Origin of the sequence: Klebsiella sp. NPDC088457 (genome assembly GCF_044900465.1) — a bacterium.
Lineage (GTDB): Bacteria > Pseudomonadota > Gammaproteobacteria > Enterobacterales > Enterobacteriaceae > Klebsiella.
In genome coordinates this window covers 106,467-131,850 of record NZ_JBJDNH010000005.1, presented here as the reverse complement: position 1 = coordinate 131,850, position 25,384 = coordinate 106,467, and the positions used below count along the sequence as shown (strand labels likewise).

Here is a 25,384-nt window from a genome sequence, read left to right as displayed (position 1 = left end):
CAGATGGCAATGGAAAATTTTTGTAAACAGTTAAGAAAGCGCTTAGGCCAGCGATTATTCGCTGGCCTGAAGATTACGCCTTTTGCATATTTTTCACTGCGGTTCGCCGGGATACCGGCAGACTTTTGCTGATTTTATATTTCACCAGTAGCGCGAGGGCGGATAAAAATGCCGGAATCGACAGCAGGGTGAAGATAGTGCCGAAGGAGAGCTGGGCCTGCATCAGGAATGCCCCGCTGAAGGCGCCGAGGATCCCGCCAAACCGGCCGATCCCCAACATCCAGGCGACGCCGGTCGCCCGCCCCTGGGGGGGATAAAATCCGGCCGCCAGCGCGGGCATCGAGGATTGCGCGCCGTTCATAATGCTGCCGGCGATAAAGACCATGACACCCATTAAGATCAGGCTGCTGGTCGAGAAGCCCACCAGACAGACGAAAACGCCGGTCAGCAGCCAGCCGACGGCGACCACTTTATTGGGGTTGAGTTTATCCATCAGCGCGCCGAGGATCAGTACCCCAATCCCGCCGCCCAGCGGAAACAGCGCGGTGATGATCGATGCCTGGCTCATCGAGGCGCCGGTTTCGCGAATCAGCAGCGGCAGCCAGCTGGTCAGTAAATAGAAAATCAGCAATCCCATAAAGTAGGTCAGACATAGCATCACGGTGCCGACGAGATAGCGCGGCGAGAAAATCACCGCCAGCGCCGATTTTTCTTTTACCTGTCCGGCTTCATGCAGCTCGAATTCCACCTGTTGCGGCACGGGGCCGATACGACGCAGAATCGCCGCAATCCGCTGTGCAGGCTGCCGTTTGACGACCAGATAGCGCGCCGATTCCGGCAACAGGAACACCAGCGCCACCGCCAGCAGCAGAGGCATCACACCGCCCAGTATCAGTACGCTCTGCCAGCCGTAATGCGGGATCATCCAGGCCGAGAGAAAGCCGCCCAGCGACGAGCCCATCGGGAAGCCAACGAACATCAGATTTACCAGTAGAGCGCGGCGGCGTTCCGGCGCATACTCGCTCATCAGCGTAGCGGCGTTCGGCATCGCGGCGCCCAGCCCAAGGCCGGTCAGGAAACGCAGCAGCGTCAGTTGATTCAGGCTGGTGGCGAAGGCGGTCAGCAGGCTAAAGCTGCCGAACACCACAATCGACATCAACAGCACCTTCTTACGCCCGATGCGGTCCGCCAGCGGTCCTGCGGTCAGGGCGCCGACGGCCAGACCGACCAGCGCGGCGCTCATCATCGGGCCTAACGCGGATTTTTCCACGCCCCATTCCTGCACCAGGTCAGAGGCAATAAAACCGATGATGGCGGTATCGAATCCGTCCATCGCGACGGTAATAAAACACAAGGCCAGAATCATCCACTGGTACTTCGTAAACGGATGTTCATTGATAAAAGCCTGAATATCGATGGTTGTCTTATTCATACGGCATTCCTGGCAGCCAGAGCGGGGGACGGAGCAGGATTGTCATCCTCTCCCTCGCTGTCGTTAAGGTGATTTGTGCGATTATCGAACGCATCGCCGTTAATCGCTCATTCATCAAAGCATTGAAGCCGAGCTCAGGCAACGCAGGCTGGCCAGGAAGCGTGCGATTATCGTTCTCTTTGGCGGCTTTCTCGCGGGAGGATAAGGTAAAGTTTAATTAAATCAATTTGTTGTGTCTTATTTTTGCCGGGTGAACGACGGCGGTAATTGTGATGAGCTTAACAGACGATAGCGCTGACCAATAAAACGCCCTGCACGGTGCTTTTCCTGCGAAAGATTGTCAGGAAAGAGTATCCTGCAAGGCCGACCTGGACTATCCTTGTCAGCGTCTGGCACGTGTGTGTCTGTGTGCGCTTTTTTTGGCTGAAAGGAGTATAAAAATGGCGACAGGAAAGTCCTGCTCTCGCTGGTTTGCGGCTGTTGCGGCCTTATTAATGGTGGTTAGCCTGAGTGGGTGTTTTGATAAAGAAGGCGATCAGCGCAAAGCGTTTATCGACTTCCTGCAAAATACGGCAATGCGTAGCGGCGAACGTCTGCCGACGCTGACTGCCGATCAGAAAAAACAGTTTGGTCCTTTTGTCTCCGATTACGCGGTGATTTACGGCTATTCACAGCAGGTAAGTCAGGCGATGGACGCAGGTCTGCGCCCGGTTGTAGACAGCGTCAACGCGATTCGCGTACCGCAGGACTATGTGACTCAGCGTGAACCGCTGCGCCAGGCAAACGGCGCGCTGGGCGTGCTAAGCCAGCAGCTGGAAAATGCGAAAATGCAGGCCGATGGCGCACACAGCGCGCTGAAGCAGGCTGACGATCTGAAGCCGGTCTTTGACCAGGTTTACAATAAAGTGGTAACCGCACCGGCCAATGCATTGCAGCCGCTGATTCCTGCCGCTCAGGTCTTCACGCAGCAGCTGGTACAGGTGGGTGATTTTATCGCTCAGCAAAATACTCAGGTAAGCTTTGTGGCGAACGGGATCCAGTTCCCGACTTCGCAACAGGCCAGCCAGTACAACACCCTGATTGGCCCGCTGGCTGCCCAGCATCAGGCATTTAATCAGGCGTGGACGGCGGCGGTTAACGCTACGCGCTAACCGTTTCGCTAACCCGGAGGAGGCGCTGGCGCCGATTCCGGGGTTCCGCCCGGCCGAGGCGCTGCTCGGCCGGGTGGCCTCAACCTTGATAAGCCTTTACTTCACCTGCGGATTCACGCAGTTCTTCTCGACGCGCCCCTCGAGGGCATCAATCAGATTATCCACCGCACAGGCCGCCATATTGTAGCGGGTCTCATGGGTGGCTGAACCAATATGCGGCAGGGCGACGACATTCGGCAGGCTGAGCAGCGGAGAGTCTTTCGCCAGCGGCTCGTGTTCGAAAACGTCCAGACCGGCAGCGTGAATTTCTCCCTTCTGCAAGGCGGCGATGAGGGCATTCTCATCAACCACCGGACCGCGCCCGGCGTTAATAAAGATCGCCGAGGACTTCATTTTCGCGAACTTTTCCGCACTGAACAGATGGTGAGTCTCGTCGGTCAGCGGCAGGATCAGGCACACCACGTCAGCTTCCTGCAGCAGGGTATCCAGATCGCAGTAGCGGGCGTTAAAACGTTCTTCCGCCTGCGGATGCCGGCTGCGGGCGTTATACAGGATCGGCATGCCGAAACCGGCGTGCGCCCGCTGCGCCAGGGCCATCCCGATCCGGCCCATCCCGACGATGCCCAGCGTTTTGTGGTGCACATCGGTGCCGAACCAGTCCGCCCCGATGCTTTTGGTCCATTCCCCGGCTTTCACGCGGTTGGCGACTTCCACCACCCGACGCGCGGTGCTCAGCACCAGCGCCATCACCGTGTCGGCAACGGTCTCGGTCAGTACGGTCGGCGTGTGCATCAGCAGCACTTTACGTGCGTTCAGCGCGTCCACGTCGAAGTTGTCATAGCCGACGGAAATCGTTGAGGTCGCACGAAGCCTGGGCATTTTCTCCAGCAACGCGGCGTCGACTTTTTGGCTCGACCCCAGCAGGCCTTCGGCTTGCGCGAAAGCTTCAGCGTGCTGCTGGACGGTTTCCGGGTTCAGGTTTTTCACCTGAGTGACGGTAAAGTGTTTTTCCAGACGTTGTTGCAGGTCGTCGGGAAGCGTTTTATAGAGAATAACGGACGGCTTCATGCGGATCTCCGTAGTCTTAAGGATCAGGCGTGACGAGCGCCAAGCGGAAGTTTTTGATTGTTAGCGGGCTTAACAATTAAAGTAAGCCATACCGAGGCGAAAAGCGCCACTCCCATGAAAATGTACGAGGCCGAAGGGCTGCCGGTGGTGCCGTTGAGGTAGCCAACAAACCATGAGCCAAAGAAGGAGCCTAAGGCGCCCATGCTGTTGATCAGGGCCATTGCGCCACCGGCAACGTTACGCGGCAGCATTTCCGGAATGATGGCGAAGAAAGGGCCATATGGGGCGTACATCGCCGCACCGGCAATCACCAGCAGCGTATAGGAGGTCCAGAAGTGGTTAGCGCCAACCGCCCAGGAGCCGATGAACGCCAGCCCGCCGATCAGCAGCAGCGGCCAGACGAACAGTTTGCGGTTCTGCATTTTATCCGAAGCCCAGGAGACAACGATCATCGCGATGGTCGCAGCCAGGTAAGGTACCGAGGAGAGCCAGCCCACTTCCACCATGCCCATATTGACGCCGCCGCTGCGGATAATGGACGGCAGCCACAGGACGAAGCCATACACGCCGATGCTCCAGGCGAAATACTGCATGCACAGCAGAATCACGTTGCGTGAGCGGAACGCCTCTCCGTAGTTGCGCACGGCTTTGATTCCCTGCTGTTCGCTTTCCAGCTGCGCCTGCAGGGCGGCTTTTTCGCTCTCCGCCAGCCAGTTGACCTGCGACGGTTTATCTTTGACCAGCACCCACCAGCAGAAGGCCCACAGCACCGCCGGAACGCCTTCAATGATAAACATTTCACGCCAGCCGAAGGACTGAATCAGATAGCCGGATACCACCGACATCCACAGCACCGTCACCGGGTTACCGAGGATTAAGAAGGTATTGGCCCGCGAACGTTCGGATTTGGTAAACCAGTTACTGATGTAAATCAGCATCGCCGGCATGACCGCCGCCTCAACCACGCCAAGAATAAAGCGGATAGCCGCCAGCGCCGGAATATTGTGCACCATCCCGGTCAACGAAGCGCAGGCGCCCCACAGGATCAGGCACACGAAAATGAGTTTCCGTACGCTGCGGCGTTCGGCATAAATTGCCCCCGGAATCTGGAAGAAGAAATAGCCGAGGAAAAACAGGGCGCCCAGTAACGACGAGATCCCTTTGGTAATGCCTAAATCTTCAGTAATGCCCGCTGCCGAAGCAAAGCTGAAGTTTGCGCGGTCGAGATACGCCAGGCTATACGTGATAAACACGATAGGCATGATGTACCACCAGCGTTTGGTTGCATTGGTTGAGCTGTTCATAGGCTTGCCTCTAAAGTTGAGGTTCATGACGCCGCCGCCGTATGTAGGGTACAGGGGAGGCCGTTATCATTATGCTGACCTGGGTTACTCGCCCAGCGCCTCGCGCGTAGGTAATCCTTCGCTGTCCCCCTGGACCTGAATGGCCAGCGAGCCAATCTTGTTACCGCGTTGTACCGCCTGATGCAGCGATCTGCCTTCCAGCAGCGCGCTAATCACCCCCACGGCAAAGCCATCGCCGGCGCCCACGGTATCGACAACGTTATCGACTTTTATGGCCGCGACCGCGCCCTGTTCGCCAGCGGCCGTTTTAAACCAGGCGCCGTCGGCGCCGGTTTTAATCACCACCGCCTGAACGCCGCGGGTGAGATAGAAGTCAGCGATGCCTTCCGGCGTCTGCTGACCGCTGAGGATCATGCCCTCTTTTAACCCAGGCAGCACCCAGTCGGCCTGGAAGGCGAGCTGATTCAGCTTTTCCACCATCTCGGCTTCGCTTTTCCACAGCACCGGGCGCAGGTTGGGGTCGAAGGAGAGCGTTTTCCCCTGGGCTTTCATCGTCCTGGCGGCATGATCCAGCAGGGCGTATGAACTGTCAGACAGCGCGGCGGCCACGCCGCTTAGATGCAGATGGCGGGCGCTGGCGAAGTAATAGGCATGGAAGTCATCCGGCGACAGATGGCTGGCGGCAGAGCCTTTGCGGAAATATTCCACAATGGGATCGGTTCCATTTTCGACTTTGGATTTCATCTGAAAGCCGGTGGCGTAACGGCTATCCTCGGTAACGCCGCGCGCATCGATGCCCTCTTTTGCCAGCGCATGGCGGACAAAGCGCCCGAAGCTGTCCTTGCCGACGCGGCTGACCCAGCCGACGTTCAGCCCCAGGCGAGCAAGGCCGGTGGCGACGTTCAGCTCAGCGCCTGCGACACGCTTCATAAAGTGTTCAACGTCAGCCAGGTCCCCGGTTTCGGTCGCGACAAACATGGCCATCGCTTCGCCGATGGTGATGACATCTAATTGGTTTTCCATGGCTTACTCCTCGCGTAACAAATTCACATAGCGGCGGGTCACGGCCGTCAGGTCATGACCCTCCAGCGGAAATTCGATACCGCGCGGGGCATCGGCCGGCAGGTCGTTAAGCAGCGCCAGCCAGCGTGCTGACGCCTCATCGGGAGGAACGGCGCGATACTGCTCATGGTGTGGTTCCGCAGCCTTGACGTGGATATAGCTAACGGCGGGGGCCAGATAGCGGGCGGCCTCTTCCGGCGAATCACCGACCCACAGCCAGTTGCCCATATCGAAGGTCAAGGTGATCGGCAGTGCATTCACCCGGCAGCTGGCCTTAAAGCGCTGCATCGGCGCCAGCTGGCCGCAGTCGGTCTGGTCATTTTCGACCACCAGCGCCATGCCGCTTTCCTGCAGGGTGCGGCGCAGCCTCTCCAGTTCATGGTTGTGGGTGAAGTGGCCGAGAGAGAGTTTCAGCCACAGGGCGTTGAGGATTTGCGCTTCCTGCAGTAAGGCCGACAGACGCGGGTTGAGCGAACCATCGACTTCAAACAAAGCTTCCGGGGCGGAATAGCAGGCCAGCAGGTTGTGGCGTTCAATGTTTGCCGCCAGCTCTGGCAGCTGATTAAGCTCGTCAGCGCTGAATAATTCGCGGCGGATTTCCACGCCGTCGGCGCCGGATCCGGCGATAAACGGCAGGACAGCGGACTGCCCGCCAAGTGCTTTAACGCGGTCGTAACCATAAGCGGCGGTCACGACAATGATTTTTCTGGCCATCTGACAAACTCCCGGTAGCGCTGTAGCGAATCTCTCTATTACGCTAGATGGTACCGGTTCCAAAGGAAAGGGGCGGATGCCTAATTTATGATCGCCATCACGAAGGACGATTAACGGGAGGTGGAACCGCGGACGATCAGCTCGCCGGAGAAGACCCGCTCGCAGATGGGGTCATTAGTGCCTTCAATCCGGCGCACCACCTGCTCCACCGCGGCGTAGCCAATCTGCCAGGTGGGCTGTTTGAGAGTGGTAATGCCGACCCCTGCCAGCTCCGCCCATTCCAGCTCGTCGAAACCGAGCAGGCCTATATCGCTGCCCCAAATCAGGTCGACCCGTTTAAGCGCGCGCGCGACCTGTAACGTCAGGGCGCCGTTGGCGGAAATCACCGCTTTGCGCATGCCGCGATGGCGGGAGTGAAACTGGCGCAGAACGCTATCCAGCATCGCGCCGTCGTTCAGCGGGACTTCGGCGTTCTCGGCCACGATGCCGGTGTGGCGCTGGAGGGTGGCGCGAAAAGCGCTCAGGCGTTCGCGGCGCGTGTTCACCGAGCCGAGCGGTTCGCTGAGGAACAGCAGGGCTTCAAAGCCTTTTTCCACCAGATGTTCGGTGGCCGTGGTGGCGGCCTGGGTATTGTCCAGACCGACGACATCACAGGCGAAGTCGGGGATTTTACGGTCGATAAGCACCATCGGCAGCGCCGACTGCTGCAGGCGGTTAAGCCCCTCTTCACGCATCCCGACGGCGTTCACCACGATCCCCTCGACCTGGTAGCTGCGCAGCAGGTCAAGATAGTGTAGCTCCTGGTCCAGCTCGTTGTTGGTGTTACACACCAGCAGGGTAAAGCCCTTTTCGCGACAGGCGGCTTCGATCCCGCTGAGCACATTGACGGAGTAGGGGTTGGTGATATCGGCGATGATCAGGCCAATCAACCGGGTACGACCATGCTTCAGGCCGCGGGCCATCAGGCTGGGGCGATAGTTGAGCTCGGCAATCGCTTTTTCAATGCGCGCCAGCAGGTCATCGGAAAGCAGGTGCTTTTCGCCGTTGAGGTAGCGTGAAATGCTGGTTTTTCCGGTCTTTGCGGCTTTCGCCACATCGCTGATGGTTGCTCGCGCCGCTTTCGCCATGATGGCTTCCTTTGCTGAAATCTGCACAACACCTTAGCGCGAAAATTCGCTATATCAAGCATTTTGCCCGGCAGGCGACCTTTTGCCGGGCGAAGGAGACGAGGCCAGGACCGGCCACCGCTGTTACTGAAGCGGGCTGAGGGTGATTTCTACGCGACGGTTCTGCGCTTTTCCTTCCGCAGTGCTGTTGCTGGCAATCGGATTCGCCGGGCCCATGCCGCTGGTGCGAATACGGTTTGCCGCCACGCCCTGAGTAATAAGAGCGCTGGCGACGCTCTCTGCGCGCTGCTGCGACAGGCGCATATTCAACTCCTGACCGCCGGTGCTGTCGGTGTAACCCACGACGTTAACGGCGGTTTTAGCGTACTCTTTCAGCACCATGGCGACGCCGGTCAGGGTATTCGCACCGGCCGGTTTCAGGTTGGCGCTGCTGCTGTCGAAGGTGACGTTGTTTGGCATATTCAGCACGATGTTATCGCCATTTCGCGTCACGCTGACGCCGGTTCCCTGCATTTTCTCGCGTAATTTCGCTTCCTGCACATCCATGTAATAACCGGCGCCGCCGCCCAGCGCTGCCCCGGCCGCCGCGCCAATCAGCGCCCCTTTGCCGCGATCTTTCTTCGACGAGGAGAGGGCGCCTATGCCCGCGCCAACCAGTGAGCCGATCCCGGCGCCGATGCCGGATTTTCCTGCTTCTCGCTCGCCGGTATAGGGGTTGGTGGTACAGCCAGAAATCGCCAGTGCGCCGCTAACCACAGCCGCAATCATGAGTACGCGTTTTTTCATGTTATTTCCTTAATCCTTTTTATTCTTTGTCACCGCACGCGTGACGGTTGATTATGACGCCCGGATGCGGAGAAAATTCCCCGGATAATCTCTCTTTTTGTAAATAACATTGAACGGTTACCTGACAGACCGTCATAACACCTGCATTCGCTGACCAGGAGCTCGCTTTGCCAACCTCATCTGCAACCGAAACGATCTTAACCGCGGCCCATTGGGGACCTATGTTGGTTGAAACAGATGGTGAAAATGTCCTCTCTTCCCGCGGTGCGCTGGAGACCTCTTTCACCAATTCCCTGCAAACCGCCGTACGTGACCAGGTGCACAGCAAAACCCGCGTGCGCTACCCGATGGTGCGGAAAGGTTTCCTGGCTTCGCCGGAGAGTCCGCAAGGCGTGCGTGGCCAGGACGAGTTGGTGCGGGTGAGCTGGCAGGAGGCGTTGGATCTTATCCATACCCAGCATCGGCGGATTCGGGACAGCTACGGCCCGGCATCCATTTTTGCCGGTTCTTACGGCTGGCGTTCTAACGGCGTACTGCACAAGGCGGCGACGTTATTGCAGCGCTATATGAGCCTGGCGGGGGGATACACCGGCCATCTGGGGGACTATTCCACCGGCGCGGCGCAGGCGATCATGCCGTATGTGGTGGGCGGCAATGAGGTTTATCAGCAACAAACCAGCTGGCCCATGCTACTGGAACACAGCGATGTGGTGGTGCTGTGGAGCGCCAACCCGCTGAATACGCTTAAGATTGCGTGGAATGCCTCCGATGAACAGGGGATACCGTGGTTCGATCGGCTGCGTAAAAGCGGCAAGCGCGTGATCTGTATCGATCCTATGCGATCGGAAACCGTCGATTTCTTTGGCGAAGCCAGCGAGTGGATCGCTCCTCATATGGGTACCGACGTGGCGATGATGCTCGGCATCGCCCATACGCTGGTTGAGAACGGCTGGCAGGACGATGAGTTCCTCGCCCGCTGCACCAGCGGCTATGACATTTTCGCCCGCTACCTGACCGGCGAGAGCGACGGCACGGCGAAAACCGCCGGCTGGGCTGCGGAGATTTGCGGCGTTAGTGAGAGTAAGATCCGTGAACTGGCGGCCTTATTCCACGAAAATACGACCATGCTGATGTCCGGCTGGGGGATGCAGCGCCAGCAGTTTGGCGAACAAAAACACTGGATGCTGGTGACGCTTGCGGCGATGCTGGGGCAGATTGGCACGCCGGGCGGCGGCTTTGGCCTGTCGTACCATTTCGCCAACGGCGGCAACCCCACCCGTCGGGCGGCGGTGCTGGGCTCCATGCAGGGGAGCGTGGCGGGCGGTACCGATGCGGTAGAAAAAATACCGGTCGCGCGAATCGTCGAAGCGCTGGAAAACCCGGGCGCCGCCTATCAGCATAACGGCATGGATCGCCACTTCCCGGATATCCGGTTTATCTGGTGGGCGGGCGGCGCCAACTTTACCCATCATCAGGATACCAACCGGCTGATCCGCGCCTGGCAGAAACCGGAGCTGATCGTCATTTCAGAGTGCTTCTGGACCGCCGCGGCCCGTCATGCCGATATCGTCCTGCCGGCCACCACCTCGTTTGAACGCAACGATATGACCATGACCGGTGATTACAGTAACCAGCATCTGGTGCCGATGAAGCGGGTGGTTGCCCCCCGGGATGAAGCTCGCGATGACTTTGACGTCTTTGCCGATCTCAGCGAGCGCTGGGAAGCCGGGGGACGGGCGCGTTTTACCGAGGGGAAAAGCGATCTGCAGTGGCTGGAAACCTTCTACCAGATCGCCGCGCAGCGGGGAGCCAGCCAGCAGGTGACGCTGCCGCCCTTTGAGCAGTTCTGGCAGGCTAATCAGCTGATAGAAATGCCGGAAAACCCGGAAAACGCCCGCTTTGCCCGTTTTGCCGCTTTCCGTGCCGACCCGCAGGCTAACCCGCTGAAAACCGCCAGCGGAAAAATCGAGATTCACTCGCCGACGATTGCCGGTTTTGCCTACCCCGATTGCCCGCCGCACCCGATGTGGCTGGAGCCCGATGAGTGGCACGGCAATGCCCAGCCGCAACAGCTGCAGCTCCTTTCCGCACATCCGGCGCATCGTCTGCATAGCCAGCTGAATCAGACATCGTTGCGCGACCAGTACGCCGTTGCCGGTCGCGAGCCGTTAACGATTCACCCGCAGGATGCGCAGGCGCGGCAGATTGCCGACGGCGATGTGGTGCGGGTGTGGAACTCGCGCGGTCAGGTTCTGGCCGGGGCGGTAGTCACGGAGGGGATTCGGCCAGGGGTTATCTGTTTGCATGAAGGGGCGTGGCCCGATCTCGACCCGCAGGCGGGGATCTGCAAGAACGGCGCGGTGAACGTGCTGACCAAAGATATCCCTACCTCGCGGCTGGGCAACGGCTGCGCTGGCAATACGGCGCTGGCGTGGCTGGAAAAATATGCGGGGCCCGCGTTGCCGCTTACGGCGTTTGATCCGCCGGCCAATGCATAATCCAGGTCGGCTGTAGCGTGTCGTCCTGCCATGCGCAGTCTTCTATCCGGAAGCCTTGCGCATGGTAAAAATTCACCGCCTGGACGTTTTTTTGGTACACCTCGAGGCTGAGCCAGGCGTAGTGCTGTTTGACCTCGTCCAGCAGCGCGCGGCCGATCCCCTGGCGGATAGCCTTCGGCGCGACGAAAAGCGCGCCGATAAAACGTGACTCCAGCACGCTGATGAAGCCTTTTATCTCTCCGTCCTCTTCCCATGCCCAGGTGCTGGCGGCAGGCAGATAGACATCGCGTACCACCGCGACGCTATCGTGCCAGTACGTTTCATTGATAAAGGGATGCGCGTGAATCGTGCTTTCCAGCCACAGCGAGAGCAGCTGATGGCTATTTTTAGCGTCCCACTTGCGGATCATCCTGGCCTCCGGGGTGGCAAAAACAGCCTGTCACATGGTCGTTGACCAGACCGCAGGCCTGCATAAAGGAGTAGCAGATCGTTGAGCCGACAAACTTAAAGCCGCGCTTTTTCAGCGCTTTTGACAGCGCATCGGAGGCGGGGGTGGTGGTCGGAATTTCCGCCAGCGTCGCCGGATGGGAGATCTGTGGCTGATTGTCGACAAAAGACCAGACGAAATCCGCGAAAGCGTCGCCGTTTTCTTCCATCGCCAGGAAGGCGCGGGCGTTGCCAATAATGGCCTGAATTTTCCCGCGATGGCGAATGATACCGGCATTCTGGAGCAGACGTTCAATATCGGCGTCATCCATGGCGGCGACGCGAACCGGATCAAACTGATGGAAGGCCTGACGATAGTTTTCTCTTTTTTTCAGTACCGTAATCCACGACAGCCCGGCCTGCTGGCCCTCAAGACAAATCATTTCGAACAGCTTACGGGCATCTCTTTGCTCAACGCCCCATTCGCTATCATGATACTGAATATAGAGCGGGTCCTGGCTTACCCATCCGCAACGTTGCATGTCTCTCTCCCTTTAGTCATAAAACTTACCTGCTCGCCTTGACGGCTGAAAGATAAAGATAATAGTTAATACAGGGATACCACTCCCCAATATACCCACCCTTTTTGATGTTGCATGTGCATTAGCCGCATTCGCTCGCCTAATCACATTATTCGGGTATTCAGGGCCGCACATCCCATAAAAAACACAGCAACAGCGCCTGTTTGGCTCTTTATGGAGTCGCATTAATGATAATAAAGAAATGCAATGGTCTCCGGGGGGGATTTCTCCCGGCGTGCGTCGCCGTCTGGGCTGCGTTGGCCACGAGCGCCAATGCCTGGCAACAGGAATATATCGCTATCGATACCAAAAGTAATACCCCTGAACGCTATACGTGGGATAGCGATCACCAACCCCGTTATGAAGATATCCTCGCGGAGCGGATGAATACCTCTGGCGACCTGCCCGGCATGGCGTTGAATCAGGCGCTGGCGCCCCCGGATAGCGGCCATGGGATGAGCGTGGGCTGGAATTTTACCCTGGCGAATGGCGTCACCTCCGGGCCGGTGGCCAGTCTGCGCAGCGATGCAATATCGCCGCCCGTCGTCCGTCGTGCGCCAGAAAGCCCCTATGTGAATACGCTGGGCTGGCGGATGGATTATCAGGCGCTGTGGGGCGTGCATCCCTGGGCCCAGGTGAGCTACAACCAGTCGCTCTCCGCGGATCCGATTGGGGCTGCTGGTCGGGCGCAGGACGGCTCCTGGCGCGATGTGACCCTGGGGGCGGATATGTCACTCAATTCGCACCTTGCGGCGTGGGCGGCGTTGTCGCAGGCGGATAATGTGCCAACGGGGGCGAATTATCTCTATGTGATGGGCGTCAGCGCCAACTTTTAGCGTTTTGTAGCATGTAAGATACGCGCATGTTACTTAAAAAACACAGTGTTGATGCATTGTTGTGAGGTAGTGGGTACTAACTTAGCGCGACTAATTTTATGCGCAGCCGTTTTTCAATGTCATTCATTCCGGCATTCCGGCATTTCATTCCTCGCTGGCGGCATTTCATGCCTTTTTTCGCCAGGCGCTCGGCGGGCTTCGCTATTGTGGCGGCAGTTAATTCTTCAGGATATCTGCTATGAACGCTGCAAACAGTCAATATACCCGCTGGCTTACGCTAGCCGGCACGATCGTGACACAATTCGCGCTGGGATCGGTTTATACATGGAGTTTGTTCAACAGTTCTCTTTCCGCAAAGCTGGGCGAACCGGTAAGCCAGGTGGCTTTCTCCTTCGGTCTGTTAAGCCTCGGTCTGGCGTTATCCTCTTCCGTCGCCGGTAAATTGCAGGAACGCTTTGGCGTTAAACGCGTCACCATGGCCTCCGGGATTCTACTGGGGCTCGGTTTTTTCCTCACCGCCCATTCGAATAGCCTGATGATGCTGTGGCTGAGCGCGGGCCTGCTGGTGGGGCTGGCGGACGGCGCTGGCTATCTGCTGACGCTCTCCAACTGCGTGAAGTGGTTCCCGGAGCGTAAAGGGCTGATTTCCGCCTTTTCCATTGGCGCCTACGGCCTCGGTAGCCTCGGTTTCAAATTTATCGATACCCATCTGCTGGCAACCGTTGGGCTGGAGAAAACCTTTATTATCTGGGGCGCGATTGTGCTGCTGATGATTGTTTGCGGCGCAACATTGATGAAAGATGCGCCGAACCACACCGCCGCCTCCCACAACGGCGTGGTGGAAAATGATTTCACGCTGGCCGAGTCGATGCGTAAACCGCAGTACTGGATGTTAGCCGTGATGTTCCTGACGGCCTGTATGAGCGGTCTGTATGTCATCGGTGTGGCAAAAGATATTGCCCAGGGGATGGTTCATCTGGATGTCGCGACGGCGGCGAATGCGGTGACCGTTATTTCTATCGCCAACCTGAGTGGCCGTCTGGTTCTGGGGATTCTGTCGGATAAAATCTCCCGTATTCGGGTGATTACCATCGGTCAGGTGGTTTCGCTGGTCGGCATGGCCGCGCTGCTGTTCGCGCCGCTGAACGCCATGACCTTCTTTGCCGCCATCGCCTGCGTCGCCTTTAACTTCGGCGGCACCATTACCGTGTTCCCGTCGCTGGTCAGTGAATTCTTCGGTCTGAATAACCTGGCGAAAAACTACGGCGTGATTTATCTGGGCTTTGGTATCGGCAGCATCTGCGGGTCGCTGATTGCGTCACTGTTTGGCGGGTTCTACGTGACCTTCTGCGTTATCTTCGCCCTGCTGATTCTTTCCCTGGCGCTCTCCACGACCATTCGTCAGCCAAAAAGCGACGTTTATAGCGAGGCGCATGCCTGAAGGCGCAGCATGCCTGGCCTGAAGCACTCATTTCCTTAACGAATAGTGCCAATCCAACCAAATGTTTTGTAAATGTTTGGTTGGATCACATTCCCTCCTGGTACTTTTTCCTTCCTCTGTGGTCTACTTAGCGCGCTTTGTAGAGGTTTCTTATACTCTCCGTCCTTCAACCTGCCTTATTGTTGACTGCGCCACTGACCTCAGTCACTTACTTGAGTAAGCTCCAGAGGGTTCACGGGCCTGTCGCCGCAAGGCATCTCGAAAGGGTTTGAGTAGTTAATCAACCTGAACGCACTCTATTAACCTGCTCGCTTATATTGCGTAAGCAAGGTGGTTTTATCTCTTCTTTTTCCAGGTTTCATGCATGAAATATATTAGAACGATGACGCAGCAGAAGCTCAGTATTTGGCTGGCGCTGTACATCGGCTGGTTTATGAACGGTGCTGTGTTTTTCCGTCGTCTCAACGGTTATGCGCAGGAATTTACCTTCTGGAAAGGGCTTTCCGGAGTTGTGGAACTGGTTGCGGCCGTACTGGTGACCTTTTTTCTGCTGCGTATCCTGTCGCTGCTGGGCCGGCGCGTCTGGCGAATATTAGCCACCCTGGTCGTTATTTTCTCCGCTGCCGCCAGTTACTACATGACCTTCCTGAATGTGGTGATTGGCTACGGAATCATTGCGTCGGTGATGACGACGGATATTGACCTGTCCCAGGAGGTGATCGGTTGGCATTTGATTCTGTGGCTGGTGCTGGTGAGTACGCCGCCGCTGCTGCTTATCTGGAATAACCGCTGTCGTCACACCCTGCTGCGGCAAATTCGCACTCCTGGCCAGCGGATGAAAAATATCGCTATCGTCGTGCTGGCCGGTTTAATGGTCTGGGGCCCGATTCGCCTGCTCGAGCTGCGACAGAAGAACGTTGAACGCAGCTCAGAGGTTGATATGCCGAGCTACGGCGGAGTGATTGCCAACTCCTATCTGCCGTCAAACTGGCTCTCCGCGCTGGGGCTGTATGCCTGGGCGCAGGTGGATGAGTCCTCTGATAACAAGTCATTGATCAATCCGGCAAAGAAATTCACCTATGTGGCGCCGGAAGGGCTGGATGACACCTACGTGGTGTTTATCATCGGTGAGACCACCCGGTGGGATCATATGGGCATTCTGGGCTATGGCCGGAATACCACGCCAAAGCTGGCCCAGGAGAAAAACCTGGTCGCCTTCCGCGGGTATTCGTGCGACACCGCGACCAAGCTCTCCTTGCGCTGCATGTTTGTGCGCGAGGGCGGGGCGGAAGATAACCCACAGCGGACGCTGAAAGAGCAAAACGTCTTTGCGGTCCTGCATCAGCTGGGCTTTACCGGCGATCTGTACGCCATGCAGAGCGAGATGTGGTTCTACAGCAATACCATGGCGAACAGCATTGCCTATCGCGAGCAGATTGGCGCGGAGCCGCGTAACCGCGGTAAGAGCGTGGATGATATGCTGCTGGTGGATGAAGTGAAGCGTTCGCTAACCAAGAATACTCAGGGTAAGCACCTGATCATTCTGCATACCAAAGGGTCGCACTTTAACTATACCCAGCGTTATCCGCGCAGCTTCGCGCAGTGGCAGCCGGAGTGCGTGGGCGTGGACAGTAAATGTTCGAAAGCGGAACTGATCAACTCTTACGATAACAGCGTGACCTACGTCGATCACTTTATCGTCAGCGTGCTGGATCAGCTGCGTGATAAGAAAGCGATAGTGTTCTACGCGGCCGATCATGGCGAGTCCATCAATGAGCGTGAGCACCTGCACGGTACGCCGCGCAATATGGCGCCGCCGGAGCAGTTCCGGGTACCGATGATGGTGTGGATGTCGGATAAGTATCTGGAAGCGCCCGATCATGCCGCTTCTTTTGCCCGGCTCCAGCAGCAGGCGGCGATGAAAGTGCCGCGTCGCCACGTTGAGCTGTACGACACCATCATGGGCTGCCTCGGCTATACCTCGCCAGATGGCGGGATTAATGAGCATAACAACTGGTGCCGCGTTCCTGATGCGAGCAAAACAGCGAAGAAATAAGCGGAGTGGCGAGTTTCTCGCCGCTTGAGCCATTTTTTCTTAATAAGGCATTGACGGGTGCGGGTCTCAGCAGTAAGATGCGCCCGCATTCGGTGATTGGCGCAGCCTGGTAGCGCACTTCGTTCGGGACGAAGGGGTCGGAGGTTCGAATCCTCTATCACCGACCAGATTTGAAAAGCCCGCTCTTTGAGCGGGCTTTTTTGCATCTGTGATCGACGAGGATGAGAACCTCCGGGGGCAGAGGTTCGACCCGCGCAGCGCGAGGGAACGTTGCGCCAGCAACGGCCCGCAGGGCGAGCCACGCAGTGGCGAGTTATCCTCTATCACCGACCAGATTTGAAAAGCCCGCTCTTTCAGCGGGCTTTTTTGCATCTGTGGCCGATGAGGATGAGAACCTCCGGGGGCAGAGGTTCGACCCGAGCAGCGCGAGGGAACGTTGCGTCAGCAACGGCCCGCAGGGCGAGCCACACAGTGGCGAGTTATCCTCTATCACCGACCAAATTTGAAAAGCCCGCTCTTTGAGCGGGCTTTTTTGCATCTGTGGCCGATGAGGATGAGAACCTCCGGGGGCAGAGGTTCGACCCGAGCAGCGCGAGGGAACGTTGCGTTAGCAACGGCCCGCAGGGCGAGCCACACAGTGGCGAGTTATCCTCTATCACCGACCAAATTTGAAAAGCCCGCTCTTTGAGCAGCGCTGATCACTTGAGGTGGGTCAGCAGTTTATCGCGGACTTACGCTATGCCGGTAAACGGTGGTTTGGGCGAAGCTGTTTTCTTCGCCCAAACCACCGTAAAAAAGAACCCCCCCGCCTTGATGGCATTGAGGGCGCGGCCGAACGTCGCAACGCCGGGGAGGCTATATTTAACCAGAGTCACAAAAAAAGCATGAATCGGCGTTTTACACCGCCTGTTAACTATTTTGTGACATCTTCCATTGTATTTTTTTATATATGTACCGATCTTTTTTCGCGAAGCTTATGGATAACTACAGCATTTTCCGCTGTGCGTTTTAACGTTCGCGCTATTAATCGCTCACATATTGGCCACATCGTAATAAATTTTCATCATTTGCCAGAATTGCTTATCACTACCTGCTGCAAACTATTAAGGCATTTATGCTGCCTGTTTGCCGCTAGCATAAATTTCTCTGCTGAAAATAGCGCCGTGAAGTTTTTTTAATCTTTGCCTGTTGATTCTCACCCCGGATGTAAAACCAGGTTGGCTGTATTGACGTTTACGCATTCTGTTGACAGATTGTAGGGCATGAGGGGCATTTCATGGAGAATCCGCACTGCAACTCAGGCGTTTTTGTGAAAGGAATCCCCATCTCTCATCCAGGCCTTCGGGCACCACCGACCAGACCGGGTAAAAAATAAATAAAGGTCTGGCGGATATATGCAAACAACATCACATTTGGAGCAGAATAATGAGTATTTCCTTGAAAAAGTCAGGGATGCTGAAGCTTGGTCTGAGCCTGGTCGCCCTGACCGTTGCAGCAAGCGTTCAGGCTAAGACCCTGGTTTATTGTTCTGAAGGCTCGCCGGAAGGCTTTAACCCACAGCTGTTCACTTCTGGTACCACCTATGACGCCAGCTCAGTGCCAATTTATAACCGTCTGGTCGAATTCAAAACCGGTACCACCGAAGTTATTCCGGGCCTGGCTGAAAAATGGGAAGTCAGCGAAGACGGAAAAACCTATACCTTCCACCTGCGTCAGGGCGTGAAGTGGCAGGATAATAAAGATTTTAAACCGACCCGCGACCTGAATGCTGATGACATCGTGTTCTCGTTCGATCGCCAGAAAAACGCACAAAACCCGTACCATAAAGTGTCTGGCGGCAGCTACGAATACTTCGAAGGCATGGGCCTGCCTGACCTGATTAGCGAAGTGAAGAAAGTGGACGATAATACCGTCCAGTTCGTGCTGACTCGTCCGGAAGCGCCGTTCCTCGCGGACCTGGCGATGGACTTCGCCTCGATTCTGTCCAAAGAGTATGCCGACAACATGCTGAAAGCCGGCACGCCGGAAAAAGTGGACCTGAACCCGATCGGTACCGGCCCGTTCCAGCTGCTGCAGTACCAGAAAGACTCCCGTATTCTCTATAAAGCCTTCCCGGGCTACTGGGGCACCAAGCCGAAGATCGATCGCCTGGTCTTCTCCATCACGCCTGATGCTTCCGTGCGCTATGCCAAACTGCAGAAAAATGAGTGCCAGGTGATGCCGTACCCGAACCCGGCAGACATCGCGCGGATGAAAGAAGATAAGAACATCAATCTGCTGGAGCAACCGGGTCTGAACGTCGGTTACCTCTCTTTCAATACCGAGAAGAAACCGCTGGATAACGTCAAAGTCCGTCAGGCGCTGACCTACGCGGTGAACAAAGAAGCGATTATCAAAGCCGTTTACCAGGGCGCAGGCCAGCCGGCGAAAAACCTGATTCCGCCGACCATGTGGGGTTATAACGACGACGTTAAAGACTACACCTACGATCCGGAAAAGGCGAAAGCGCTGCTGAAAGAAGCCGGCATGGAAAAAGGGTTCACGATCGATCTGTGGGCAATGCCGGTACAGCGTCCATATAACCCGAACGCGCGCCGCATGGCGGAGATGATCCAGTCCGACTGGGCTAAAGTCGGCGTTCAGGCCAAGATCGTGACCTACGAATGGGGTGAGTACCTGAAGCGGGCGAAAGCGGGTGAACACCAGACCGTCATGATGGGCTGGACCGGCGACAATGGGGATCCGGATAACTTCTTCGCCACCCTGTTCAGCTGCGCCGCGGCGAAAGATGGTTCTAACTACTCTCGCTGGTGCTACAAGCCGTTTGAAGACCTGATTCAGCCGGCGCGTGCCACCGAAGACCATAACAAGCGTATCGAGCTGTACAAGCAGGCTCAGGTCGTGATGCACGATCAGGCTCCAGCCTTGATCATCGCGCACTCCACCGTCTTTGAGCCGGTGCGTAAAGAAGTTAAAGGCTACGTGGTTGACCCGTTAGGTAAGCACCACTTCGAAAACGTCTCTGTCGAATAATAAACAGTATGTTTCCCCTCTCCCTTAACGGGGAGGGGGGATTTACATTTGTGAGCAATACAGACGCCCTGTCACCAGGCGGGTCGTCACTATAGAGAATCCGGGTTATGTTGCAGTTCATCCTCCGACGTTTGGGACTTGTCATCCCGACATTTATCGGTATTACCCTTCTCACTTTTGCCTTTGTGCATATGATTCCCGGCGACCCGGTGATGATTATGGCGGGCGAACGTGGGATTTCCCCTGAACGTCACGCGCAGCTGCTGGCTGAAATGGGTCTTGATAAGCCCATGTGGCAGCAGTATGTCCACTATATCTGGGGCGTGTTGCACGGCGATTTAGGGATCTCGCTGAAAAGCCGCATTCCCGTGTGGCAAGAATTCGTCCCGCGCTTTAAAGCCACGATGGAGCTGGGCGTCTGCGCGATGATTTTTGCCGTTGTCGTCGGTATCCCGGTGGGCGTGCTGGCGGCGGTCAAACGCGGTTCTATCTTCGATCATACCTCCGTCGGTCTCGCGCTGACCGGTTACTCCATGCCGATCTTCTGGTGGGGCATGATGCTGATTATGCTGGTTTCGGTGCAGCTCAACCTGACGCCGGTCTCCGGACGTATCAGCGATACTGTGTTCCTTGACGATACCCTGCCGCTGACCGGTTTTATGCTGATCGATACCGCGATTTGGGGCGAACCGGGCGATTTTATTGATGCCGTGATGCATATGATTCTGCCTGCCATTGTGCTGGGCACCATTCCACTGGCCGTTATCGTGCGTATGACCCGCTCATCGATGCTGGAAGTGCTGGGTGAGGATTACATCCGTACCGCGCGCGCTAAGGGGCTGACCCGGATGCGCGTCATCGTGGTTCATGCGCTGCGTAACGCCATGCTGCCGGTGGTGACGGTTATCGGGCTACAGGTGGGGACGCTGCTGGCGGGCGCCATTCTGACCGAAACCATCTTCTCCTGGCCAGGTTTAGGGCGTTGGCTGATCGACGCGCTGCAACGCCGCGATTATCCGGTGGTGCAGGGCGGGGTGCTGCTGGTCGCGACGATGATCATCCTCGTCAACCTGCTGGTCGATCTGTTGTACGGCGTGGTGAACCCGCGTATTCGGCATAAGAAGTAAGGGGCCATCATGTCACAAATTACTGAACATAAAACTGTCGCCGCGCCGGTGCCTATGACCCCGATGCAGGAGTTCTGGCACTATTTCAAACGCAACAAGGGGGCGGTGGTAGGCCTGGTGTACGTGGCGATTATGATTATCATCGCCGTGTTTGCTAACTTCATCGCGCCCTATAACCCGGCGGATCAGTTCCGCGATGTGCTGCTGGCGCCGCCGGCATGGCAGGATGGGGGAAGCTTCGCCCATCTGCTGGGAACCGATGACGTCGGCCGCGATATTCTGTCGCGCCTGATGTACGGCGCGCGTTTATCGCTGCTGGTGGGCTGTCTGGTCGTCGTGCTGTCGCTGATTCTTGGCGTGGTGCTGGGTCTGATCGCCGGCTACTTCGGCGGCGTGATTGACTCGGTCATTATGCGTATCGTCGATATCATGCTGGCCCTGCCGAGCCTGCTGCTGGCGCTGGTGCTGGTGGCGATCTTCGGCCCTTCTATCGTCAACGCTTCGCTGGCATTGACCTTTGTCGCCTTGCCGCACTACGTGCGTCTGACCCGTGCGGCGGTGCTGGTGGAAGTGAACCGCGACTACGTGACCGCTTCGCGGGTAGCGGGCGCGGGCGCGATACGGCAGATGTTCATCAATATTCTGCCTAACTGCCTGGCGCCGCTGATTGTTCAGGCGTCGCTCGGTTTTTCTAACGCCATTCTCGATATGGCCGCTCTTGGCTTCCTTGGCATGGGCGCGCAGCCGCCGACACCGGAGTGGGGCACGATGCTCTCCGACGTGTTGCAGTTCGCGCAGAGTGCCTGGTGGGTCGTCACCTTCCCGGGGGTAGCGATTCTGCTGACGGTGCTGGCATTTAACCTGATGGGTGACGGTCTGCGTGACGCGCTCGATCCCAAACTGAAGCAGTAAGAGGTTCGAGATGGCGTTATTGAATGTTGATAAATTATCGGTGCATTTCGGCGACGAAGGCACACCGTTTCGCGCGGTAGACCGCGTGAGCTACAGCGTTAACCAGGGCGAAGTCGTGGGGATCGTCGGGGAATCAGGTTCCGGTAAATCGGTCAGCTCGCTGGCGATTATGGGGCTGATTGATTATCCCGGCCGGGTGATGGCGGATAAACTGGAGTTTAATGGCCGCGACCTGAAGCGCATTTCAGAAAAAGAGCGTCGCCAGCTGGTTGGCGCGGAAGTGGCGATGATCTTCCAGGACCCGATGACCAGCCTCAACCCATGCTACACCGTCGGCTATCAGATTATGGAAGCCATCAAGGTGCATCAGGGCGGCAATAAGAAAACCCGCGTCCAGCGGGCAATCGATCTGCTGACGCTGGTCGGCATCCCGGACCCGGCATCGCGTCTCGACGTCTATCCGCACCAGCTTTCCGGTGGGATGAGCCAGCGCGTAATGATCGCCATGGCGATTGCCTGCCGGCCGAAGCTGCTGATTGCCGATGAGCCGACCACCGCGCTGGACGTGACGATCCAGGCGCAGATCATTGAGCTGCTGCTGGATCTGCAGCAAAAAGAGAACATGGCGCTGGTCCTGATTACACACGATCTGGCGCTGGTGGCCGAGGCGGCACACAAAATCATTGTGATGTACGCCGGTCAGGTGGTGGAAGCCGGCGATGCGAAGGATATCTTCCGCGCGCCGCGCCATCCATATACGCAGGCATTGCTGCGCGCGCTGCCGGAGTTTGCCCAGGATAAAGCGCGGCTGGCATCGCTGCCGGGCGTGGTACCGGGGAAATACGACCGTCCCAACGGCTGTTTGTTAAACCCGCGCTGCCCCTATGCCACGGATCGCTGCCGGAGCGAAGAACCGGAGCTGAACCGCGTTGACGGCAGCCGTCAGTCGAAATGCCACTACCCACTGGATGATGCCGGGAGGCCTACGCTATGAGTACCCATGAGGCCACCACGCAACGCTCGTTGTTGCAGGCCATCGACCTGAAAAAATACTACCCGGTGAAGAAGGGGCTGTTCGCCCCGGAACGGCTGGTAAAAGCGCTGGATGGCGTCTCTTTCACCCTCGAACGCGGTAAAACGCTGGCGGTGGTGGGCGAGTCCGGCTGCGGCAAATCAACGCTGGGCCGTCTGCTGACGATGATTGAAATCCCGACCGGCGGCGAGCTTTACTATCAGGGGCAGGATTTATTAAAGCCTGACGCGACGGCAGAAAAGCTGCGTCGGCAGAAAATCCAGATTGTGTTTCAGAACCCCTACGGCTCGCTGAACCCGCGCAAAAAAGTAGGGCAGATTCTGGAAGAACCGTTGCAGATCAACACCTCGCTCAGTAAAGAGCAGCGTCGTGAGAAAGCGCTGGCCATGATGGCGAAAGTGGGGCTCAAAACCGAGCATTACGATCGCTATCCGCATATGTTCTCCGGTGGCCAGCGGCAGCGTATTGCCATTGCCCGGGGCCTGATGCTGGACCCGGACGTGGTGATTGCCGACGAACCGGTTTCCGCGCTGGACGTATCGGTGCGCGCGCAGGTGCTGAACCTGATGATGGACCTGCAGCAGGAGATGGGGCTGTCGTATGTGTTCATCTCCCATGACCTGTCGGTGGTCGAGCACATTGCCGATGAAGTGATGGTGATGTACCTGGGCCGCTGCGTGGAGAAAGGGTCGAAGGATCAGATCTTCAACAATCCGCAGCACCCGTATACTCAGGCCCTGCTGTCGGCCACCCCGCGTCTCAATCCGGACGATCGTCGCGAGCGGATTAAATTGACCGGTGAGCTGCCGAGCCCGCTCAATCCGCCGCCGGGCTGCGCATTCAACGCGCGCTGCCGTCGTCGTTTTGGCCCGTGCACCCAGCTACAGCCGCAGCTGAAGGATTATCGGGGTCAGCTGGTCGCCTGTTTTGCCGTCGATCAGGATGAAAATCAGGAAAAACATCCTTCCTGAGGATCGGCGCTGCCGTCGGCGGAGAAATCCCTGTCGGCGGCAGCGCATGCCACGCTAACGTGTTATCTGCCGCCATGAATAACCGCTCTTATTTTTTTATTCGCGATAAGTCATTCAGTCTATTTATATAACGTAATAAAAAGATTAATATATTTTATCCTCGGGATGAAGCGTGTTTATCTCTGCTTGTGTCTAATAAATTAACGAGATAAATCACTGATTATTTTTAATGTGCAGCCGAGTCTGCGCCGCTCTTTCCGGGGCCACTAAAAAATGGAGCTATCATTTCAGATAGGACCTGATAGGGTAGCCACAAAATCATCAGTGAATTAAGCCACCCTGACTTATATTCCCGGCAAGTCCTTGTAACGTCGATCGTCCTGATTCGGTTGCAATGAATGAAAAAAATAAAATAAACAACGCTTATGACATCGAGCGCCAGAATAAAAAGATAAACACTATGTATGTAGAATCATGAGGTTATCAATGAACCATTATGATGATTTGCAGCGCTTCAAGGAAAAGACCGGTACACAAAGTCTACATTTCAGGGACCTTTCATCACAGGCTGTCACCCGGGATAAGGGCGATTGGGTTATTCTCAATCAGCTTACGCCTGGAGCAAAAGAGTCCTCGCTGGCAATGGGAGGCAGCGTGTCGTTACCGCTACCGCAGCAGGTGCCGGCGGATCTGTTTCACCGGGTGGAAGCTGAACCGGTGCACTCCCCCTCTACGCTCTCGCCGCCTGTCCTGGTCGCCGAACCGATAACCGCGGCGGCGGCAACTCCCGCTGCGCCTGTCGAACCAACTCCTGTTGCAGCAAACAGCATCCCGGCGGAACCCATTCCGGCGATGGCCGCGACGCTATCCGCGCCGTCGGTCGCCCCTCGTCCGCAGCCGACCGCGGCGACGGAAGGCTATGCGCATTTATTTGCGGCGAAAACCGCTGAACCGGTGGCGAAAAATAAAGATCAGCCGCTGAAGTCTCTTTTAGAAAGGATTGCAACATGCCGTTGATCTGCGTCTGTTCGCCAAAAGGCGGCGTAGGAAAAACGACCCTGGCGGCAAATCTGGCCTGGTCGCTGGCGCGCGCGGGCAGCAAGGTGCTGGCGTTGGACTTTGATAGGCAGAATGCGCTGCGCCTGCATTTTGGCGTTCCCCTCAGCGATGAGCGGGGCTATGTGGCGAAAGCCCTGGATCTGCATGACTGGAGCCAGTGTGTGCTTAGCGCAGGCAGCAATATCTTCGTGCTGCCCTACGGCGACGTGACGGAAACGCAGCGGCGGGCGTTTGACGAACGTCTGCTCAACGATCCCCATTTTCTGACCCGCGGTCTGGCGGCGCTGCTGAACTATCCCGGTCTGATTATCATCGCCGATCTGCCGCCGGGTCCTTCGGCGGCGCTGACGGCGCTGACCCCGCTTGCCGACCTGCATCTGGTACCGCTGCTGGCGGATACGGCCTCGCTGTCGACCTTAGCGCACGTGGAAAAGCAGCGTTTAACCGGCGATGAGCTTAATCATAAGCACGGACATTTTTTCGTGATTAACCAGAGTGATAATCGCCGTCAGGTGAGCCGTGACGTCACCGCGTTGATGGAGGAAAAGCTGGGCGATCGCCTGTTGGGCATCATCCACCGTGATGAAAGCGTGGTGGAGGCGAATGCTTCTCAGAAGTCGATTCTTGACTTTAGCTCATCTTCTGCAGCCGCCTTTGATATTGAAATCATAGCAAAAAAAATCTCTGCACTGTTGGGGATCCATATTGGCGATGGCACGGTGCACAGCCTGCCTCGCATGTCAGGGCTGTAACTTATTGCAGGGCTG

At 56.9% G+C, this 25,384-nt stretch carries 21 protein-coding genes, 1 tRNA gene and 3 other RNA genes; 16 read left to right on the top strand and 9 right to left on the bottom strand.

Annotated features, from left to right (window positions below; translation table 11 throughout):
- Positions 1-73 precede the first annotated feature (73 nt).
- Positions 74-1,432, bottom strand: a complete 1,359-nt coding sequence (locus ACI2JR_RS05245; protein ID WP_462478046.1) for an MFS transporter — start codon at positions 1,430-1,432, stop codon at positions 74-76.
- 440 nt (positions 1,433-1,872) lie between these two features.
- Here ACI2JR_RS05245 and ACI2JR_RS05240 point away from each other — a divergent pair, with 440 nt between their 5' ends.
- Positions 1,873-2,583 (top strand): DUF3053 domain-containing protein, encoded by a 711-nt coding sequence (locus tag ACI2JR_RS05240; protein WP_132729343.1) that lies wholly within the window; start codon positions 1,873-1,875, stop codon positions 2,581-2,583.
- A 96-nt stretch (positions 2,584-2,679) separates the two neighbouring features.
- On the opposite strand, the gene ghrB is transcribed toward ACI2JR_RS05240, so the two are convergent.
- The 6 genes from ghrB to ACI2JR_RS05210 form a co-directional block, all read right to left on the bottom strand.
- Entirely contained in the window at positions 2,680-3,651 is a 972-nt protein-coding gene (ghrB, locus tag ACI2JR_RS05235; protein ID WP_132729344.1) for a glyoxylate/hydroxypyruvate reductase GhrB, read from the bottom strand.
- Positions 3,652-3,674: 23 nt separating this feature from the next.
- Positions 3,675-4,955, bottom strand: coding sequence for an MFS transporter (locus ACI2JR_RS05230; RefSeq protein WP_132729345.1), 1,281 nt, complete (start codon positions 4,953-4,955; stop codon positions 3,675-3,677).
- Positions 4,956-5,039: 84 nt separating this feature from the next.
- On the bottom strand, positions 5,040-5,978 hold the full coding sequence (locus ACI2JR_RS05225) for a sugar kinase (RefSeq protein ID WP_462478045.1): 939 nt from the start codon (positions 5,976-5,978) through the stop codon (positions 5,040-5,042).
- 3 nt (positions 5,979-5,981) lie between these two features.
- On the bottom strand, positions 5,982-6,731 hold the full coding sequence (locus ACI2JR_RS05220) for a sugar phosphate isomerase/epimerase family protein (protein WP_132729347.1): 750 nt from the start codon (positions 6,729-6,731) through the stop codon (positions 5,982-5,984).
- 110 nt (positions 6,732-6,841) lie between these two features.
- Positions 6,842-7,858, bottom strand: coding sequence for a LacI family DNA-binding transcriptional regulator (locus ACI2JR_RS05215; RefSeq protein WP_462478044.1), 1,017 nt, complete (start codon positions 7,856-7,858; stop codon positions 6,842-6,844).
- A gap of 123 nt (positions 7,859-7,981) precedes the next feature.
- Positions 7,982-8,644, bottom strand: coding sequence for an OmpA family lipoprotein (locus tag ACI2JR_RS05210; RefSeq protein WP_462478043.1), 663 nt, complete (start codon positions 8,642-8,644; stop codon positions 7,982-7,984).
- A gap of 167 nt (positions 8,645-8,811) precedes the next feature.
- Here ACI2JR_RS05210 and ACI2JR_RS05205 point away from each other — a divergent pair, with 167 nt between their 5' ends.
- A complete protein-coding gene (locus tag ACI2JR_RS05205; RefSeq protein WP_462478042.1) occupies positions 8,812-11,142 on the top strand; it encodes a molybdopterin guanine dinucleotide-containing S/N-oxide reductase in 2,331 nt (776 codons plus the stop codon).
- Here ACI2JR_RS05205 and ACI2JR_RS05200 read toward each other — a convergent pair.
- Together ACI2JR_RS05200 and tag are read right to left on the bottom strand one after the other, a co-directional pair.
- Positions 11,111-11,551 (bottom strand): N-acetyltransferase, encoded by a 441-nt coding sequence (locus ACI2JR_RS05200; RefSeq protein ID WP_132729351.1) that lies wholly within the window; start codon positions 11,549-11,551, stop codon positions 11,111-11,113. The genes ACI2JR_RS05205 and ACI2JR_RS05200 overlap by 32 nt on opposite strands.
- The gene (gene tag, locus ACI2JR_RS05195; protein WP_132729352.1) at positions 11,529-12,110 is read right to left on the bottom strand and encodes a DNA-3-methyladenine glycosylase I; all 582 of its coding nucleotides are present in this window, start codon (positions 12,108-12,110) and stop codon (positions 11,529-11,531) included. The genes ACI2JR_RS05200 and tag overlap by 23 nt, the downstream gene beginning before the upstream one ends.
- Before the next feature lie 227 nt (positions 12,111-12,337).
- Here tag and ACI2JR_RS05190 point away from each other — a divergent pair, with 227 nt between their 5' ends.
- From ACI2JR_RS05190 to bcsQ, 14 genes are all read left to right on the top strand, one after another.
- Entirely contained in the window at positions 12,338-12,985 is a 648-nt protein-coding gene (locus ACI2JR_RS05190) for an autotransporter outer membrane beta-barrel domain-containing protein (protein ID WP_132729353.1), read from the top strand.
- A 238-nt stretch (positions 12,986-13,223) separates the two neighbouring features.
- Positions 13,224-14,426, top strand: coding sequence for an L-lactate MFS transporter (locus ACI2JR_RS05185; RefSeq protein WP_132729354.1), 1,203 nt, complete (start codon positions 13,224-13,226; stop codon positions 14,424-14,426).
- Between the two features lie 364 nt (positions 14,427-14,790).
- Positions 14,791-16,482 (top strand): kdo(2)-lipid A phosphoethanolamine 7''-transferase, encoded by a 1,692-nt coding sequence (eptB, locus tag ACI2JR_RS05180; RefSeq protein WP_132729355.1) that lies wholly within the window; start codon positions 14,791-14,793, stop codon positions 16,480-16,482.
- Between the two features lie 90 nt (positions 16,483-16,572).
- Positions 16,573-16,649, top strand: a tRNA-Pro gene (locus ACI2JR_RS05175).
- A gap of 34 nt (positions 16,650-16,683) precedes the next feature.
- Positions 16,684-16,815, top strand: a non-coding RNA gene (locus ACI2JR_RS05170) — RtT sRNA.
- A gap of 34 nt (positions 16,816-16,849) precedes the next feature.
- Positions 16,850-16,981, top strand: a non-coding RNA gene (locus ACI2JR_RS05165) — RtT sRNA.
- A 34-nt stretch (positions 16,982-17,015) separates the two neighbouring features.
- A non-coding RNA gene (locus tag ACI2JR_RS05160) (RtT sRNA) lies at positions 17,016-17,147 on the top strand.
- 760 nt (positions 17,148-17,907) lie between these two features.
- Positions 17,908-19,515, top strand: coding sequence for a dipeptide ABC transporter periplasmic-binding protein DppA (dppA, locus tag ACI2JR_RS05155; RefSeq protein WP_132729356.1), 1,608 nt, complete (start codon positions 17,908-17,910; stop codon positions 19,513-19,515).
- A gap of 107 nt (positions 19,516-19,622) precedes the next feature.
- Positions 19,623-20,642 (top strand): dipeptide ABC transporter permease DppB, encoded by a 1,020-nt coding sequence (gene dppB, locus ACI2JR_RS05150; protein ID WP_132729357.1) that lies wholly within the window; start codon positions 19,623-19,625, stop codon positions 20,640-20,642.
- A 9-nt stretch (positions 20,643-20,651) separates the two neighbouring features.
- On the top strand, positions 20,652-21,554 hold the full coding sequence (gene dppC / locus ACI2JR_RS05145; protein WP_132729358.1) for a dipeptide ABC transporter permease DppC: 903 nt from the start codon (positions 20,652-20,654) through the stop codon (positions 21,552-21,554).
- A gap of 10 nt (positions 21,555-21,564) precedes the next feature.
- On the top strand, positions 21,565-22,548 hold the full coding sequence (gene dppD, locus ACI2JR_RS05140; RefSeq protein WP_132729359.1) for a dipeptide ABC transporter ATP-binding protein: 984 nt from the start codon (positions 21,565-21,567) through the stop codon (positions 22,546-22,548).
- On the top strand, positions 22,545-23,558 hold the full coding sequence (gene dppF / locus ACI2JR_RS05135; RefSeq protein WP_462478041.1) for a dipeptide ABC transporter ATP-binding subunit DppF: 1,014 nt from the start codon (positions 22,545-22,547) through the stop codon (positions 23,556-23,558). Before dppD ends, dppF begins: the two co-directional genes overlap by 4 nt.
- Before the next feature lie 486 nt (positions 23,559-24,044).
- Positions 24,045-24,575, top strand: a complete 531-nt coding sequence (locus ACI2JR_RS05130; RefSeq protein WP_132729361.1) for a cellulose biosynthesis protein BcsO — start codon at positions 24,045-24,047, stop codon at positions 24,573-24,575.
- Positions 24,566-25,369: a cellulose biosynthesis protein BcsQ gene (gene bcsQ, locus ACI2JR_RS05125; protein ID WP_132729362.1), complete on the top strand. Its 804-nt coding sequence runs from the start codon at positions 24,566-24,568 to the stop codon at positions 25,367-25,369. Before ACI2JR_RS05130 ends, bcsQ begins: the two co-directional genes overlap by 10 nt.
- The last annotated feature ends 15 nt before the right edge of the window (positions 25,370-25,384 follow it).